Origin of the sequence: Geodermatophilus obscurus (assembly GCF_900115395.1) — a bacterium.
In the GTDB taxonomy this organism is placed as follows: Bacteria; Actinomycetota; Actinomycetes; order Mycobacteriales; family Geodermatophilaceae; genus Geodermatophilus; species Geodermatophilus obscurus_B.
Genome location: NZ_FOWE01000008.1, coordinates 69,718 through 87,253 on the forward strand (window position 1 = coordinate 69,718; position 17,536 = coordinate 87,253).

General features: G+C 76.1%; 11 protein-coding genes. 4 read left to right on the plus strand and 7 right to left on the minus strand.

What is annotated here, in order from left to right:
• Window positions 1-97: 97 nt before the first annotated feature.
• Window positions 98-832, minus strand: a complete 735-nt coding sequence (locus BM165_RS16495; protein WP_075014640.1) for a TetR/AcrR family transcriptional regulator — start codon at window positions 830-832, stop codon at window positions 98-100.
• 103 nt (window positions 833-935) lie between these two features.
• On the opposite strand from BM165_RS16495, the gene BM165_RS16500 reads away from it, so the two are divergent.
• Complete coding sequence (locus BM165_RS16500) at window positions 936-3,137, plus strand: MMPL family transporter (RefSeq protein WP_075014641.1); 2,202 nt, start codon at window positions 936-938, stop codon at window positions 3,135-3,137.
• Window positions 3,138-3,187: 50 nt separating this feature from the next.
• Here BM165_RS16500 and BM165_RS24845 read toward each other — a convergent pair whose 3' ends face one another.
• The 6 genes from BM165_RS24845 to BM165_RS16525 all read right to left on the minus strand — a co-directional run bounded on the left by BM165_RS24845 (window position 3,188) and on the right by BM165_RS16525 (window position 9,751).
• Window positions 3,188-3,328 carry a hypothetical protein gene (locus BM165_RS24845; protein WP_177225225.1) on the minus strand — a complete coding sequence of 47 codons (141 nt, stop codon included), beginning with the start codon at window positions 3,326-3,328 and terminating at the stop codon, window positions 3,188-3,190.
• 511 nt (window positions 3,329-3,839) lie between these two features.
• Window positions 3,840-4,298, minus strand: a complete 459-nt coding sequence (locus BM165_RS16505; RefSeq protein WP_075014642.1) for an NUDIX hydrolase — start codon at window positions 4,296-4,298, stop codon at window positions 3,840-3,842.
• Window positions 4,299-4,380: 82 nt separating this feature from the next.
• Window positions 4,381-5,004 (minus strand): isochorismatase family protein, encoded by a 624-nt coding sequence (locus BM165_RS16510; RefSeq protein ID WP_075014643.1) that lies wholly within the window; start codon window positions 5,002-5,004, stop codon window positions 4,381-4,383.
• A 100-nt stretch (window positions 5,005-5,104) separates the two neighbouring features.
• A complete protein-coding gene (locus BM165_RS16515) occupies window positions 5,105-6,982 on the minus strand; it encodes a hydantoinase B/oxoprolinase family protein (protein ID WP_075014644.1) in 1,878 nt (625 codons plus the stop codon).
• Window position 6,983: 1 nt separating this feature from the next.
• Window positions 6,984-9,068, minus strand: a complete 2,085-nt coding sequence (locus BM165_RS16520) for a hydantoinase/oxoprolinase family protein (RefSeq protein ID WP_075014645.1) — start codon at window positions 9,066-9,068, stop codon at window positions 6,984-6,986.
• Window positions 9,065-9,751 carry a GntR family transcriptional regulator gene (locus tag BM165_RS16525; protein ID WP_075014646.1) on the minus strand — a complete coding sequence of 229 codons (687 nt, stop codon included), beginning with the start codon at window positions 9,749-9,751 and terminating at the stop codon, window positions 9,065-9,067. Before BM165_RS16525 ends, BM165_RS16520 begins: the two co-directional genes overlap by 4 nt.
• Before the next feature lie 245 nt (window positions 9,752-9,996).
• Between BM165_RS16525 and BM165_RS16530 the strand changes: the two genes are divergently transcribed.
• From BM165_RS16530 to BM165_RS16540, 3 genes are all read left to right on the plus strand, one after another.
• The gene (locus BM165_RS16530) at window positions 9,997-10,419 is read left to right on the plus strand and encodes a nuclear transport factor 2 family protein (RefSeq protein WP_075014647.1); all 423 of its coding nucleotides are present in this window, start codon (window positions 9,997-9,999) and stop codon (window positions 10,417-10,419) included.
• Window positions 10,420-10,476: 57 nt separating this feature from the next.
• On the plus strand, window positions 10,477-11,355 hold the full coding sequence (locus BM165_RS16535) for an isocitrate lyase/PEP mutase family protein (RefSeq protein WP_075014648.1): 879 nt from the start codon (window positions 10,477-10,479) through the stop codon (window positions 11,353-11,355).
• Between the two features lie 180 nt (window positions 11,356-11,535).
• Entirely contained in the window at window positions 11,536-17,433 is a 5,898-nt protein-coding gene (locus BM165_RS16540; RefSeq protein WP_075014649.1) for a DUF3320 domain-containing protein, read from the plus strand.
• Window positions 17,434-17,536: the final 103 nt, after the last annotated feature.

Below are 17,536 nucleotides of genomic sequence, written 5' to 3' on the forward strand. Positions count from 1 at the left end.
AGGACTCCAACGATCGGGGGAAAGCCTGACGCAGGAGTCATGCCCCGCCCTCCCGGACTGCTAACTCCTGCAAGCGTATTGCTAGCGGTGAGGTCGGTCACGCCCGTGGCGGTACCCACTCGTCCACGATGCCCAGCCGCTTCCCCAGCGCGCGCATCTCCGCCTCGAACAGCGGGGCGGCGTCGGTGAGGGCGAAGCGCAGGTGGCCGAACACCTCCATGCACACCAGCCCGTAGAGCCTGACCCAGCACGAGAGGAACACCGACATCACGCCCAGGGGCAGCTCGACGGGCAGCTCGGCGCACCACGCCCGCAACTGGTCGCGGTAGCCGGGGTCGAGGTCGTCGTCGGCGGGCACCGGGAAGGGCCGCCGGAGGTGGATCTCGGCGAAGAGGGTGGCGAAGACCCCGCCGAACCGGCGGCCGGCGACGGCCGCGGGCCCCTCGCCGCCCGGGGACTCCGGGACGACGCCGTCGGCGGCGCTGCCGAACAGCAGGCCGAACTCCGCCGGGTGGGTGGTGGCCCAGGTGCGGAACGCCCGCGCGGTGACCAGCAGCCGGGTGCCCGGGGCCCTCGGGTCGACGGCGTCGCGCGCGGCCTCCATGACCTCGCAGAGCTCGCCGTAGAGGTCGGCCACCACCTGCTCGACCAGGTCCTCGCGGCTGGCGAAGTAGCGGTAGAGCGCCGGTGCGGTCAGCCCCACCTCGCGGGCGATGGCCCGCAGCGCCAGGCCGTCGACCCCGCGGTCGACCAGCACCGCACGCGCCGCACTGCGGATGTCGCGCAGCGTGTCGGCGCGCGCCCGCTCCCGACGGCTCGCCGGCTGCGCCATCCCCTCTCCCCTCCGTCGGTTGACACCCGTGAACGGTGTATGCAGAGTTACCGCCGTTAGCTAACGGCGTTCACAATAGTACCGGGACAGAGTGGAGGCTGCCGTGTTCGAGACCCTCGGACGAGTGGTGTACCGGCGACGGCGGGCGGTACTGGCGGTCGGCGCCCTGCTCGTCGTCCTCGCGGGCGTGTTCGGCACCGGCCTGTTCGGCCGGCTCACCGGCGCCGGCTTCGAGGACCCGGCCAGCGAGAGCTCCCGGGCGGCGGAGCTGGCGGTCCGGGAGCTCGGCCGCGACAGCGCCGACGTCGTCGTCCTCTACCGCAGCGAGGACCTCCTCGTCGACGACCCGGCCTACCGCGAGGTGGTCACCGCCTCGCTCGCCCGGCTGCCCGGCGACCTCGTCGAGCGGACGACGACCTGGTTCGACACCGGGGCGGAGTCCCTGGTGAGCAGGGACCGGCGGTCGACCTACGCGGTGCTGCAGCTGGCCGGGGACGCCGACGAGCGGACCGACGCGCTCGAGGCCGTCGAGGCGGAGCTGTCCGCACCCGGGCTGGAGACGGCGATCGGCGGCGCCACCACCGTGGAGCGCGACATCAACGAGCGCGTCGGCGACGACATCGCGCGGGCCGAGATGATCTCGCTGCCGGTGCTCGCGGTGCTGCTGGTGGTGGTCTTCGGCAGCCTCACCGCCGCGAGCCTGCCGCTGGCCATCGGCATCACCTCGATCCTCGGCTCGTTCGCGGCGCTGCGGGCGGCCAGCGCGTTCACCGACGTCTCGGTGTTCGCCGTCAACGTGGTGACGATCCTGGGCCTGGGGCTGGCCATCGACTACGGGCTGTTCGTGGTGAGCCGGTTCCGCGAGGAGGTCCGGCAGCGGGCGACGGTCGAGGAGGCGCTGGCCCGCACGATGGCCACGGCCGGCCGGACGGTCGCCGTCTCGGGGGTCACGGTCGCGCTGTCGCTGGCCGGGCTGCTGATCTTCCCGCAGGTGTTCCTGCGCTCCATGGGGATCGGCGGGATGAGCGCCGTCCTGGTCGCGATGCTCGCCGCCCTTACCCTGCTCCCGGCGCTGCTGGCCGTGCTCGGTCCGCGGGTCGACGCACTGTCGGTGCGGCCGTGGCTGAGCCGGGTGAGCCGGCGTCCCCGGCACGCGGCGACCTCCGGCCCCGGCGGCTGGGAGCGGCTCGCCCGCGCGGTCATGCGCCGGCCGGTCGTGGTGACCGTCGCCGTCGTCGGCCTCCTGCTGGCGCTGGCCCTGCCCTTCCTGCGCGTCGAGTTCGGGGCGATCGACGTCCGGGCGCTGCCGGCGGGGACGGAGAGCCGGGTGGTGGCCGAGACGATCGACCGCGACTTCCCCGCCTCGCCGTCCGGCCCGGTGACGGCGGTGGTGACCCTCGCCGACCCCGTCGCCTCCCCCGAGGGCGCGGTGGCGCTGCAGCGCTACGTGGGGGACCTCGCCGCCGTCGAGGGCGTCGAGGGCGCCACGGTGACCGGCGCGGCCGGGAGCACGGCCCGGGTGTCGCTGGCCTACGCCGGGGACCCGGTCGACGCCGCCGCCCGCGACCTGGTCGCCGCGGTGCGCGACGTCCCCGCTCCCCCCGGCGGCGCGGTGCTCGTGGGCGGGGAGAGCGCGGCGATGACCGACCTGCTCGCCAGCCTGGCCTCGCTGCTGCCGTGGATGGCGCTGCTCGTGGTGGGGACGACGCTGGTGCTGCTGTTCCTGGCCTTCGGCTCGGTCGTGCTGCCGGTCAAGGCCGTGCTGATGAACGTGCTGTCTCTGGGGGCCTCGTTCGGCGCCCTCGTGTGGATCTTCCAGGACGGCAACCTCTCCGGCGTCCTGGACTTCACCCCGACCGGCTTCATCGAGGCGACCCAGCCGATCCTCGTGCTGGCCATCGTCTTCGGCCTGTCGATGGACTACGAGGTGTTCCTGCTGTCGCGGATCCGGGAGCAGTACGACCTCACCGGCGACAACACCACCGCGGTGGCCACCGGGCTGCAGCGCACCGGCGGCATCATCACCAGCGCCGCCCTGCTGCTGCTGGTGGTGATCGGCGCGTTCTCGCTGTCGGGGATCACGTTCATCAAGATGATCGGCGTGGCGATGGCCATCGCGATCGTCGTCGACGCGACCGTCGTCCGGCTCCTGCTCGTGCCGGCGTCGATGCGGCTGCTGGGCCGGGCCAACTGGTGGGCGCCCGGGCCGCTGCGCCGGGTCTACGCCCGGTACGGCATCCGGGAGTCCGACGGCGGGCAGCCGGCGGCCGCGCCCCGCGACCCGGAGCCGGCCCTCGCCGGCTGACGACGCCCCGGCGCCGGCTCCGCGATCACCGCGGAGCCGGCGCCCGGGGGTCAGCGGGCCGGAGCCTGGGGCACCGGCGGGCGGCGGCGGGTCCGCAGCCGCAGCACCGGCTGGGTCAGCTGCGCCAGCGCGGCGCAGCGCGCGCACACCGGGCCGGGACGGGTCTCGGCGGCGCAGGTGTCACAGGGCACGCGGGTCTCCTCGAACGCGGGAGTCCGACCGGACTCGGGGAGACACCGACCCTGCCACCTGAGACCGGCGGCGCCGTGCCGCGTGGGGCGGGTGGGACGACTCGTCAGCGATCCGTCACCTGGCGGCGGGCTCGGCGATCCAGCGGGGCCGGCGGCGCACGACGGCGGTGGCGACCGGGCGGGGCGGAGGGGTGTCGGCGCGGACGGGGACACAGGGGTGCGGGGTGCTCACGGTGACCTCCCGGGGACGGTGGCCGCAGAGCGTGGCACCCACCGCCGCGCCGTGGGGGTGCCGACGCCCCCGGAGGACGACATGTCACGCGAACGCCCCACCCCGTTCCCCCGGACGGTGCCGCTGCGTCGCGCCGGGGACCCCGCGAGTGGTCGGTCGTCGAGTGATCGGTGGTCGTGGTCCCCGGGCGCTGATGGTCACGGTGCCCGACCACTCGGCGCCGGGTGTCGGCCTGCGGTCGCCTCGCACCGCCGAAGACAGCAGCAGGCCGACACGCGGTCAGGTCTCGAGCAGGGCGCGCAGCCGGTCGAGGTAGGGCACCTGCCCCGTCACCAGCTTGGACCGCGCCTCGTCGAGGCCGAACCAGGCCGCGCGGTCGACCTCCGGGAAGTGCTGCACCCGGCCCGACCGCGGCGGCCACTCCAGCGGGAAGGTGCCGCTGACCACCGCGTCGGCGTCCAGGTCGCCCTCGGCGGCCCACACGGTGAGCACCTTGGCGCCGGCCCGCAGCTCGCCGAGCGGCACCAGCGCCGTCGACGGGACCGGGCTGCCGAGCTCCTCCTCGAACTCCCGGCGCGCCGCGGCGAGAGGCTCCTCGCCGTCGCCGTACTCGCCCTTCGGGATCGACCAGGCGCCCTCGTCCCTGCGCGACCAGAACGGCCCGCCCATGTGCCCGAGCAGCACCTGCAGGCCGGGGGTGCGCCGGTACAGCAGGACCCCCGCGCTCCGTCTCGGCACCGGCCCAGCCTGGCACGCGGTGACCAGGCGGGACGTCGTGGACGGCGCCTCCCGAGGGGGGACACTCGGGAGGCGCCGCCGTCTACGCGGGGCGCTGCAGGTGGGTCAGCGCCCCGGACAGGTCGACGACGTCGGCGTACTTGGCGTCGAGGTCGGCCAGGTTGTTCTCGTGCAGGGCCGGGCTCCGGTCGGCGCAGGCCTGGCGCACCACCTGCGGGCGGAAGCCGGAGTTGAGCGCGTCCGTGGCCGAGGCCCGGATGCAGCCGGACGTGGAGACGCCGGCGAGCACCACGGTGTCCACGCCCAGGCCGACGAGGGTCGGCGCCAGTGTCGTGCCGAAGAACGCCGAGGCGTACTGCTTGACCACCACCGGCTCCCCGGGATCGGGCTCCAGCGTGAGCTCGCCCCACTCCCCCGGCGCGTCCTCGGCGAAGGCGGCCAGCGCCGGCACCTTGCGCACGAACAGCCCGCCGTCGGCCAGCCCCCGGGCGTAACGGACCGCCGTCCACACCACCGGGTGCCCGCCGGACCGGGCGGCGTCGACCAGCGCGGCGGCCGCCTCGACGGCCGAGGCGGGGTCGGGCAGCGCGAACGGCCCGTCCGGCTCGGTGTAGGCCCGGCACAGGTCGACGACGAGCACGGCCGGCTGGCTCCCCCAGCCCACCCGGCCGGAGAACGCCGGGCCGTGCGGCCCGGCGGCGCTCATCCCGCCCCCCGGTGTCGAGATCGCGCGATCTCGCACGTTTGGAGCCCGCCGAGCGTGCGAGATCGCGCGATCTCGACGGAGGAGGAGGGCAGCACCGCGTTCACCTCGCGGCCCACACCGGACGGCGCGGCGCGGGGAGGCCGGTCTCCTCCTCGCAGCGGGCCAGCAGCTCCTCGATCGGCGGCCCCATGTCGAACACCGGCAGCTCGGCGGGGCGGTCGGCGCGCAGCTGGTCGCGCAGGGTGTCGGTCGCCCCGGGGTCCACCTCGCCGCCGTCGCACACGACCACGCCGTAGCGCCGGGCGCCGTCCTGGGTGACCAGCCCGCGGCGGACCTCCCGCGCCACCAGCTCCGGGTCGCGCGCCAGCGGGTCGCCCCACCCGCCCCCGCCCCAGGTGACGAAGTGCAGGACGTCGCCCGGCCGCACCGGCACCCCGTGGCACTTGCTGGGCAGCATCTCGCGGGTGCCGTCGGTGCGGTCGATCCACTTGCGGCCCCGGGCGCCGGGCGTGCCGCCGTTGACGCCCCACGGGTAGGTCAGCCAGCGGTCGTCGTGGATGGCGATCTCGCCGGGCTCCTCGAAGACGTAGGCGACGTCGACGCCGTTGCCGCCGCGGTGCAGCCCGGCGCCGCCGGTGTCGGCGACGGTCTCCCACTTCTCGATCCGCAGCGGGTAGTAGGACTCGAGGTACTCGCAGGGGATGTTGACGAAGCTCGGCCACAGCGAGTGCCCGTCGGGCCCGTCGCCGAGCGGCCGGCCCGGGATGCCGCCGAACCCGATCGAGTAGAGCTGGAACCACTCCCCCGTGCGCTCCCCGGACGAGTAGTGCCCGGAGTACATGAAGTGCGGCGAGGACGAGAAGCCGGCCGCGTTGAGCAGCGCTGGGTTGGTCTGCCCGAGCAGCCCGCCGAAGAGGTCGAACACCCGCCCGATGCCGTGGTTGCGGCCCGACAACGCCGCCGGGAACTTCGGCTTCCAGTAGGAGCCCTCGGGGATCGTGACGTCGACCAGCGGGTAGAAGCCGTCGTTCCAGAGGATCTGCGGGTCGGCGACGGTGATCATGTAGATCCCGAAGAACATCCGGGTCAGGTTCTCGTTGATGTAGTAGTTGATCGGCCCGACCGCCTGCGGCGAGGAGCCGGTGAAGTCGATGTGCACCTTGTCCCCGGTGCGGGTCAGCGACATCTTCAGCTCGTAGGGGCCGTTGCCGACGCCGTCGTCGCAGATGTAGTCGGTGAAGGAGAGGGTGCGGCCCTCCTCGAACACCATCGACAGCAGCACCTTCATCGCGTCGTGGTTGCGCTGCAGCAGCGCGTCGAGCGCCGACAGGTAGGTGCCCGTGCCGAACCGGTCGCACATCTCGACCACCCGCCGGGAGGCGGTGCGGCAGGCGGCGACCAGGCCGTTGAGGTCGGCGCGGTTCCAGTCGGGCTTGCGGACCTGGTTGAGGATGATCCGCAGCGCGTCCTCGTTCGGCACGCCCCGCCGGTAGAGCTTGAAGGGCGGGATGACCACGCCCTCCTCGTAGATGGTGGTGGCGTCGGTCGGCATGGACGACGGCGTCTTGCCGCCCACGTCGGACATGTGCCCGAACATCGACGCCCAGCCGACGATCCGGCCCTCGTGGAAGACCGGGACGACGACCAGCCAGTCGTTGGCGTGGCTGATCGCGGCGCCGCAGGAGTAGGGGTCCGACGTCAGCAGGACGTCGCCCTCCTCGACGGTGCCGTCGAAGCCGTCGAGGAAGTCGGGGATGGACAGGCCGAACTGGCCGACGACCATCTTCCCGTCGCGGTCGGCGATGAGCGGGAACTCGTCGTGCTGCTCGCGGATGCCCGGGGAGAGCGCGGTGCGGAAGAGCACCTCGTCCATCTCGTAGCGGGCGTTGCGCAGCCCGTTCTCGATGAGGTCGAGGGTCACCGGGTCGACGTCGACCCGCTCCACCTCGCCGGTCGCGGTCTCGATGATCCGTGCCATGTCAGCCCTCCACCGGGGTGATCAGCAGCGAGCCCGAGGCGTGCACGGTGGCCACGTGCCCGGGCAGGACGAGGGTGGTGGAGTCCATCTCGGTGACGATCGCCGGTCCGCGGACGACGTCCCCGGCGCGCAACCGCGCCCGGTCGTAGACCGACGCGGTCACCCGCTCGCCGCCGACGTGCACCGGCGCCTCGGAGACCAGCGCCTCCCGCGGGTCGCCGTCGCCGGGGTCCAGGTGCACCGGGGTGACGTCGGGACGCGGGCCGGTGACCGTGGCGCGGGCGTTGACCAGCTCGTGGTCGACGTCGAGGAGGAAGGAGAACAGCCGGTCGTGCTCGGCGTCGAAGGCCGTCCCGAGCTCGGCCAGCGCGCTGCTGCCCCCACCCGCACGACCGTCGTCGCCGTCGAGCCAGGCCGGGTCGACCGCGACCGGGATCTCGAAGCCCTGCCCGTGGTAGCGGACGTCGACCTGGTACCCGACCGTCTGCTCGGCGCGCGCCAGGCCCTGCGCGGCCAGCCGCTCACCGGCGTCGTCGGCCAGCTCGCGCAGGATCTGCACCAGCTCGGCGTCGTCGAGCTGGCCGAAGCGGCGCAGCACGGTGCGGGCGGACTCGTCGCGCCGGCTGGTGGTCGCGTCGCCGAGGGCGCACAGCACGCCGGGTGACGGCGGGACGATCACCGGCCACGCGCCGGTCAGCCGCCCCAGCGCGTTGGCGTGCAGCGGCCCGGCGCCGCCGAAGGCGACGAGGGCGAAGTCGCGCGGGTCGAAGCCCTGCTGCACCGAGACCAGCCGCAGCCCGCCGAGCATGTTCTCGTTGACGATGTCGACGATGCCGGCGGCCGCGGCCTCCGGGGAGTCCAGGCCCATCGCCTCGGCCACCTTGCCCACCGCGGCGCGCGAGGCCTCGGCGTCGAGGGTGATCTCCCCGCCGGCCAGCGACGAGGGCAGGTAGCCCAGGACGACGTCGGCGTCGGTGACCGTGGGGTCGACGCCGCCCTTGCCGTAGGCAGCCGGACCCGGGTCGGCGCCGGCCGACTGCGGGCCGACCCGAAGCGCGCGGGTCAGCTCGGGCACGTGCGCGATCGAGCCACCGCCGGCACCGACGGTGCGGATGTCGACGCTGGAGGCCCGCACGGTGAGGTCGCCGACCTTGGTCTCGCGGCCGATCCGCGGTGACAGGTCGCGCACCAGCGCCACGTCGGTGGAGGTGCCGCCCATGTCGAAGGTGATCAGGTCGCGGAACCCGCACTGCTCGGCGACCCACACCGCGCCGGTCACCCCGCCGGCCGGGCCGGACAGCAGCATGGTCACCGGCGCCGAGACCGCGGCCCCGGCCGACTGCAGCCCGCCGTCGCTGCGCAGGATCGACAGCTCCCCGGCCACGCCGCCCTCGCGCAGGCCCTGCGACAGGTGCCGCACGTAGCGGTCGACCTGCGGCTGCACGTAGCCGTTGGCGACGGTGGTCAGCGTGCGCTCGTACTCGCGCAGCTCGGGCAGCACGTCCGAGGACAGCGACACCGGCACACCGGGCAGCACGTCGGCGGCGATCTCGCGGATGCGGCGCTCGTGGGCGGCGTCGGCGAAGGAGTTGATCAGGCTGACCGCCAGCGCCTGGATGCCGCGGCGCGACAGCCGCTCCAGCGCGGCGCGCACGTCGGCGTCGTCGAGCGGGCGGACCACCGACCCGTCGCTGGCGATCCGCTCGTCGACCTCCACGGTGTCCTCGAGGTCGGCCAGCGGCTCGGGCTTGGGCCAGATGATCCAGCCGGCCAGCCCGCCGGGCACGAAGCTGCGGGCGATCTGCAGCACCTGCCGGAAGCCCCTGGTGGTGACCAGCCCGACGGTGGCGCCCTTGCCCTCGAGGATCGCGTTGGTGGCGACGGTCGTGCCGTGCAGCACCGAGGCCACCTCGGCCATCGAGATGCCGGCGTCGGCGCAGACCCGCTCGATGCCGGTGAGCACGCCGACCGCCTGGTCGGCCGGGGTCGAGGCGGTCTTGGCCCGCCACGTCGCGCCGCTGTCCTCGTCCACGAGCAGGACGTCGGTGAAGGTCCCCCCGACGTCGACTCCGAGCCGGTAGCTCATGCGGTCTCCTCCTGGGGGTGGGCGGTCGCCTGCAGGCGGGCCGCCCGGACCATGACGGCCCGGGCGTTGGCGATGTGGCTGGTCATGACGGCGCGCGCCCACGCGGGGTCCCCGGCGCGGACGGCGGCGACGATCTCGGTGTGGTGGGCCAGGCTGCGGCGCAGCGACTCCTCGTCGTAGGTGAGGAAGTTGCGCCGCACGATCGGCGGGTGGATCGCGGCGGCGAGGGCGGCGGCCAGGGTCGGGTGCGCGGCGAGGGTCACCAGCCGGTCGTGGAAGGCGCGGTTGAGCGGCACGAGGGCGTCGAGGTCCTGGGCCGGCCCGGGGGCGCCGACCTCGTGCATCCGGCGGGCCAGGGCGTCGAGCTCGTCGACGTCGCCGGGCCCGGCGTTCGGGACGGCGTGCGCGGTGAGCTGCGGCTCCAGCACCGACCGCAGGTCGAACACGCCCTCGAGCTCGGCGACGGTCCAGGTGGCCACCCGGGCGCCGCGGTTGGCCACGACCTCCACCAGCCCCTCGGCGGCCAGCCGGGAGAGCGCCTCGCGGACCGGGGTCCGGCTCACGCCCAGCCGGTCGGCGAGCTCGACCTCGCCGAGTCGCGCGCCCGGGGCCAGCTCGCCGCCCATGATCAGCTCGCGCAGCGTTCCGAGGGCGCGCTCCGCGGACGTCGGCGGACGTGTCAACGGTCACACCTCCCCGGTGATTGCATGCAAGTTAGGGGTCGAGGTGGCCCGCCACAAGAGGAGCGCGGAAGACTCCCCGGTCTCGATTCCGCCGTTGCACTGCAGGTCGTGGCGGGTGCAGACTCCCCATCACCCCGGACACCGCGCTCCGGAGCCTGTATGCAACCGAGCGTGTCGGGATCCGTGCAGGAACGGCGCGCCCGGCGGGGTCGACCGAGCCCACCCGCGAGGAAGCGAGGACCGACATGGTCACGGCGACGATCACGCGCCCGGCCGGCGACGCACCGACGTACGGCTACCTGGTCAACCTGGTCGAGCGGTACTTCTCCTGCGTCGACGCCAACGACCTCAGCGGTGTCCTCGACTGCTTCACCGAGGACGCGGTGTTCACCATCCAGTCGGCGCACTCCACACACAGCGGGCGCGACGGCCTGCGGGCGATGTACGAGGACCTCTTCGCCACCTACACGCCGCGGATGCGGCACGTGCACTTCACCCACGTCGCCGACCCGGAGAACAACCGGATCGCCTCGCAGTTCACCGTCGAGCTCACCGACACCGGGGGCACCGAGACGACGCTGACCAACTGCAACTTCTTCTACCTGGACGGCCTGCGGTTCCACCGGGTGTTCGTCTACATGAGCGACGGCGTCAACGTCCTGCACTGACGGTCCTGCACGGGCGGCGGTACGGGTACCGGACACACGGAGGTCGGCGTGGGAGAGATGCTGGGGAGCGACCGGACCCCCCGTGCCCGGCTGCGCGAGCTGCTCGCCGGGCGCGGGCCGCTGCTGGCGCCGGGCGCCTACGACGCCCTGTCGGCGCGGCTGGTGGAGCAGGCCGGGTTCGACGCCGTCTACATGACCGGCTTCGGGACGACGGCGTCGCTCATCGGCCGGCCGGACGTCGGGCTGCTCACCGGCGCGGAGATGGTCGACAACGCCCGGCGCATCGCCGCCGCCGTCGACGTCCCGGTGATCGCCGACGCCGACACCGGCTACGGCAACGCGCTCAACGTCGTCCGGACCGTGCAGCTCTACGAGCAGGCCGGGGTGGCCGGGATCCAGCTCGAGGACCAGGTCATGCCCAAGCGGTGCGGGCACATGAGCGGCAAGGCCCTCGTGGCCGCCGACGAGATGACCGGCAAGGTCCGGGCCGCCGTGGCCGCCCGCCGCGACCCCGACCTGGTGGTCATCGCCCGCACCGATGCGGTGGCCGTCACCGGCGTCGGCGACGCCCTCGAGCGCGCGCGGGCCTACGCCGACGCCGGCGCGGACCTGCTCTTCGTCGAGGCGCCCACCACCGAGGGCGACGTCGAGGCGGTGGCGACGGCGCTCGACGGCGTCGCGCCGCTGGTCTTCAACTGGGCCGAGGGCGGCCGCACCCCTCCCCTGTCCCTGGAGCGGATGCGCGAGCTCGGGTTCGCGCTGGTCATCTACCCGATCGGCACCCTGCTGGCCGCCACGGCCGGTATCCGCTCCCTGCTCGCGGCGCTGCGCGCCCAGGGCGTCCCGCCGCTGGAGGGGCTGCCCTCCTTCGACCAGTTCACCGACCTCGTCGGCCTGCCCGAGGTGCAGGACCTGGAGCAGCGCTTCGCGCGCTGACCGGGCCGCGCTGTCGGGCCACGCCGGCCGGGCCGCGCTGTCTGCCTGCGCCCCCGGCGGCCGACCCTCATCGGCAGCCGGGACGGGCCGCTGGGCACGTTCTCGGCCCTCCCGTCACACCCGTCCCAGACGCTCGCGGCGATGACCGGACCGGTCCGTCCGGACCGGTAGACAGGATCCGTGAGCACCACCGACAGCCGGCCGCAGCCGCACGACGGCGCCCCGCGGGTGGCCGTGGCGGTCGCCGCGACGTGCACGCCGGTGCTGTCCCACGCCCTCGCCGCCCACCGCGTCCCGGTCGTCTCCCGCCTGGCGTTCACCACCCACGGCCCCGCGGTGCACGGCGCGGTCGTCCGGCTCGGCGTCCGCGACGCCGAGGGCCCGATCGGCAGCCCCGTGGAGCTCACCGTCGACCTCGACGCCGACGCCACGACCGTCCTCAGCGACGTGGGCCTGGTCGTCGACGCCGCCGCGGTGCTGCACATCGAGGAGCAGCGGCCCGGGGTCGTCGAGGTCGACGTCACCGTCGACGGCGCCGACGTCGGCGGCACCGCCGTCCCCGTGCAGGTGCTGGCCGCCGGGCAGTGGCTGGCCTCCCCCGTGCCGCTCGCGCTGGAGATGCTCGCCGCGCACGTCATGCCGAACCACCCGGCGGTGACCGCGCTGCTGACCGAGGCCGCCGCGCTGCTCGACGCGCGCACCGGGGACGCCTCCCTGTCGGCGGCGGACCCCGCGCGGGTCGACCAGGTCGTCTCCGCGGTCGCCGCCGCGATGCGCGCCCGCGGCATCCGCCACAGCGAGGCGGCCGCGGACCGTGCCCAGATCGCGCAGAAGGTGCGCACGCCCGGCGACGTCCTCGACGGCCGGGTCGGCACCGCCCTCGACACCACCGTCGCGCTCGCCGCCGTCCTGGAGGCCGCCGGCGTCCGGACGCTGCTGTGGCTCGCGGACGGTCACGCGTTCCTCGGCTACTGGCGGGATGAGCTCAGCGCCGAGAGCGCCGCCACCACCGACGTCGGCCCGCTGGCCGACCTGGTCGGCGCCGGGCTGGTCCGGCTGGTGGAGACGACGCTGCTCACCACCCGGGGGCCCGAGGAGCCCGACGCCGGGCACCTGCACCGCGCGGCCGCCGACGCGTGGCTGACCGGCGGCACCGACCGGCTGCTCGGCGTCACCGACGTCCACCGGGCCCGCCGCGAGGGCATCCTGCCGCTGCCGGCCCGCCTGCGCGGGCCCGACGGCGCGCTGCAGGTGGTCGAGTACCGCGCGCCCGCGCACGGCACCGGCGACCCCGCCGGACGGCACGCCGCCCCGGCGCCCGGCGGCCGCGACGACGTGCCCCCGCGGGTGCGGCAGTGGCTGGACGGGCTGCTCGACCCGAGCCCGCGCAACCGGCTCCTGCACCTCCCCGACGGCACCGGCCTGCCGCTGGTCGTCCCCGGCCTCTACCTGGCCACCCTCACCGAGCTGCTCGGCGGCGACGGCGCGGTCACCGTGCTGCCCGGCGACGAGCTCGGCGCCGCCGACGCCGCACAGGTGCTGGGCTCGGCGCGCGAGCTGCCGGTCGGGGTGCTCGGCGAGGTCCTCCACGACCGCGCGGCCGTGCACGCCGACGTCCCCGCCGACGGCTACGACGACCGGCTGGGCACGCTGGCGCACCGAGCGCGCACCGCCCGCGAGGGGACCGGCGCCGAGGAACTCCACCTCGCCGTCGGCACCCTGGCGTGGGAGCTCGACGGCCGGCCGCTGCGCTCACCGCTGTTCCTGCTGCCGGTGTCGCTCTCCCCCGCTCCCGGCGGCTACCGGCTGACCGCCGCCGACCCCGCCGGCGCCGGGCCGAACCGGTGCCTGCTGGAGGTGCTGCGCCGGGTGCACGGCCTGGAGGCCCGCGGGCTCGGCGAGGACGGCGACGGGGTCGACGTCGACACGGTGCTCGGCGCGGTGCGCCAGGCGGTGACCGAGGCCGGCCTGCCGTTCCGGGTCGAGGCCACCGCCGAGCTGGCCCTGCTGCGCCCCGCCGCGTACCGGACCTGGCGCGACCTCGACCGGTCGTGGGGCGACCTGGTCACCCACCCGCTGGTCCGCGCCCTCGTGCCCGCGCCCGACGGGTCCTTCGCCGACCCGGTGCCGGCCCCGCCCCGGCCCGACCTCGACGAGCTGGCGGCGGCGTGCCCGCTGCCCGCCGACTCCGCGCAGCTGCGGGCCGTCGCGGAGGCCGGCGCCGGCCGCACGTTCATGTTGGAGGGCCCGCCGGGGACCGGCAAGTCGCAGACCATCACCAACCTGGTCGCCCGCGCGGTCGCCGACGGCCGGCGGGTGCTGGTGGTCGCCGCCCGCCGGACCGCGCTCGACGTCGTCGCCCGCCGGCTCGAGGGGGTGGGCCTGGGCCCGCTCACCCTCGACCTGCGCGCCCGCCCGGCCGCGGTGCGCGCCCGGGTCGGCGCGGCGCTGGAGCACACGGCCGCCGACGGCGGACGCCCGCCCGCCGGGGAGCACCCGTCCGCCGACGCCGGGGAGCTGCGCGCCGCCCGCCGGGCGCTGGCCCGCTACGCCGAGCTGCTGCACGCCCCCAACGCCGCCGGGCTGTCGTACTCCTCCGCGTGCACCGCGCGACCCGCTCCCGGTACCGACGCGCTGCCGCTGCCGCCGTCGTTCGTGGCCGGCGCGTCCCCGGCGACGCTGGCCGCGGTGCGCCGCGCCCTGGCGCTGCTGCCCGACGTCGCCGACCTGGTGCGCCCCTCCCCGCGGCACCCGTGGGCCTTCGTCGACACCGCCGGCGTCGACCTGCCCGCCGCGCACCGGGCGGCCGCCGCCGTCGACGCCGCGATGCGCGCCCTGCCCGCCGAGGAGCACCTCGCGCGGGCGCTGCGCGAGGTCTGCACCCCCGGCGACCTCGACGACCTCGCCCACCTGCTGTCCGGCCCGGCCGTCGGGCTGGACGTCCTCGACGAGGTGCCCACGGCCCGCTGGTCGGCGGCGACGACGGCCCTGCTCGCCGAGGTCGCCGCGTTCGCCTCGACCGTCCACCCGGGCCTGGAGGTGGCGACGCCGGAGGCGCTGGCGCTGCCGCTGGCCGACCTCTACGTCGCCGCGCAGACCGCCCAGGCCGCCCGCACCTGGACCCGCCGGCAGGGCCTGGTCGCGGTGCGCGACCGGCTCGCGCCGGTGCTGCGGCCGGGGGTGGCCGTGCGGCTGCGCGACGTCCCGGAGCTCACCGCGTCGCTGTGGCGGCTGCAGACCGCCGCGGCCGCGCTCGCCGCCCGCGCCTCGGTCGTCCCCGGGCTGGCGGTGCCGGCCAGCTGGAACCCGCTGCTGCAGCCGACGCTGCTCGACGGGCAGGTGGCCTGGCTGCGCCGGGCCGGCGCGGTCGTCGACAGCGCCCGCGGCTTCGCCGTCGCGCTGCGCCGCTACGTCGTCGCCGGGCCCGGCCCCTCCCCCGCCGCCGCGGCGGCGGTCGCCCGGCTGCGCGACGAGCTCGACACGCTGCTGCGGGTGTGCCGCAGCACGCCCGCCCGGCTGGCCGCCTGGTGCGGCACCGACGGCGTGCTGCTGCGCTGGGCGATGACCCGCCCGGAGCGCGGCCTGGAGCACAGCGGGCTCATCTCGCTGCGCCGGTGGGCGGAGTTCCTCGACACCGTCGAGCCCCTGCGGGCGGCGGGGCTCACCGAGGCCCGCGCCGCGCTGGTCAGCGGCCGGCTGCGCGCCGACCTCGCCCCGCGCGCCCTGCAGGCCGGCCTGGCCGCCGCCTCGGCCGTCGAGCGGCGCGCCGCCACCGGCCTCGACGACGTCGACGCGGCCGACCAGGACACCGCGCTCGCCCGCCTGACCGCCGCCTCCCGCGCGGTGCGGCGGCAGCTGACCACCGCGCTGCCCGCCGCGGCGCTGGCCGCCCGCCGCCTCGACGGCGACCGGCTCGCCGCCCTGCGGGACGAGCTCGCCGCACCCGGCGCCGACGCGGGCGTGCACGCCCTGCTCACCGCGCACGGGGACACGGTCGCGGCGCTGCTGCCCTGCGTGCTGGCCGACCCGGACTCCGTCGCCCGCCTGCTCCCCGCGCGCGCCGGCCTGTTCGACCTCGTGGTGGTCGACGAGGCCTCGCAGTTGCGCGTCGCCGATGCCGTCGGCGCGCTGGGCCGGGCCCGGTCGGCGGTGGTGGCCGGCGACAGCCGGCAGCTGCCGCCCGCCGCTCCCGACGCCCTGCCGGGCACCGCGGCGGACGAGGAGGAGTCGCTGCTGTCGGCGTGCCTGCGGGCGGGGGTGCCGGCGCACCGGCTGACCTGGCACCACCGCAGCCGCGACGAGTCGCTGATCGCCTTCAGCAACGCCCACCACTACGGCGGCCGGCTGTCCTCCTTCCCCGCGCCGCCGCGCGCGGACACCGGCATCTCGCTGGTGCGCGTGCCGGGCACCTTCCACCGCACGGGCGGCGGGCGGCTGCGGCGCACGAACCCGATCGAGGCCAAGGCTGTCGTCGCCGAGGTGCGCCGGCGCTTCGACGCCGAGCCGGGCCGGACGCCGTCGATCGCCGTCCTCACCGTGCACGCCCGGCAGCGGGCGCACGTCGAGTCGCTGCTGCGCGAGGCCGGCGACGAGCGGCTGACCGCGGCCCTGGACCGCGCCGACGGCGAGGGCCTGCTCGTCCGCACCCTGCAGGAGGTGCAGGGCGAGGAGCGCGACGTCGTGCTGATCTCGCTCGGCGCCGGCCTGGACCCCCGCGGCGCGCTGCCGCTGGACTTCGGCCCGCTCAACCGGGTCGGCGGCGAGCGGTGGCTGAACGTGGCGATCACCCGGGCGCGCCGGCAGGTCGTCGTCTTCTGCTCCTTCGACCCCGCGGCGCTGCGGGCCGAGGAGACGTCGTCGGTAGGCATCAAGCACCTGCGCGCCTACCTCGACCTGGCCGCGCTGGGCACCGAGGCGCTGCCGCGCGAGGCCCGTCGGCCCGGCGTCCCCGACCCGCACCGCGAGGAGGTCGCGGCCGCGTTGCGCGAGCGGGGACTGGTGGTGCGCACCGACGTCGGCCTCTCCGACCTGCGCATCGACCTGACGCTGGCCCGGCCCGAGGCGCCGGGGACCCCGCTGGTCGCCGTGCTGCTCGACGGTCCGGCGTGGGCGCGGCGGCGCACGGTCGGCGACCGCGACGGCCTGCCCGCCGAGGTCCTCCCCGCCCTCGGCTGGCCCGCGGTGGAGCGGGTGTGGCTGCCGGCGTGGCTGCGCGACCGCGACGCCGTGCTGGACCGCCTCGTCGCCGCCGTCGCCGCGGCCGCCCCCGTCGCGCCTGCCGTCCCGGCCCCTACCCCGGTCCTGTCCGTGGTGGACGACGGTCCTGCCACACCGGCGCCCTCCCCGGTGCCGGTGCTGCGTTCCGTGACGTCGGCCGCCCTCGCGCCGCTCCCCCGCCCGCTGCCCGGGGAGGCCGCCGAGCCGCAGCCGGTGGGCCCGCCGGCGCTGAGCGTCGTCCCGCCCGTCCCGGAGGAGACCCCCGCCGCCGAGGAGGACCCCGCCGCCGAGGAGGTGCCGGCCGCCGAGGAGGTGCCGGCCACCGAGCTGCGCTTCCGTGCGTGGTCGCCGAAGCCGGCCGGTGACCGCAAGGTCCTCGACGCCCTCACCGACCCGCGCAACGCCCGCCTCGTCACCCGCGTGCTCACCGCCGGCCTGAAGGCGGAGGGCCCGGTGCACCGCGACCGCCTGGCCCGGCTGGCCGCCGGCGCCTTCGGGCTCTCGCGGGTGGGCGAGGCCCGCCGCGACGCGCTGCTCGCGCTGCTGCCGGCGCACACGCTCGACGGCGAGGTCGTGTGGCCGGCGTCGCTGGACCCGGCGACGTGGACCGCCTACCGCCGCCAGTCCGCGAGCACCGTGCGCCCGCTGGAGCACGTGCCGCCGCAGGAGGTCGGGAACGCGATGGTGGCCCTGTGCCGCCACGGCGGCCTGCCGCGGGACGAGCTGTTCGTGCGCACCGCCGAGGTGTTCGGCTACCGCCGCCGCACGCCGTCGCTGACCCCGCTGCTCACCGCGGCGCTCGACCGCGCGGCCGCCACCGGCCGGCTCACCGTGCACGACGACGGCCGGGTCACCGCCTGAAGGAGACCTCCCGCACCTCCGCCGGGTCGTGCTCTGCACGCAGGTGTGTGCAGAGCACGAGCGTCCGCAGGAGCACCTATTCCTCCCGCCGACTCGTGCTCTG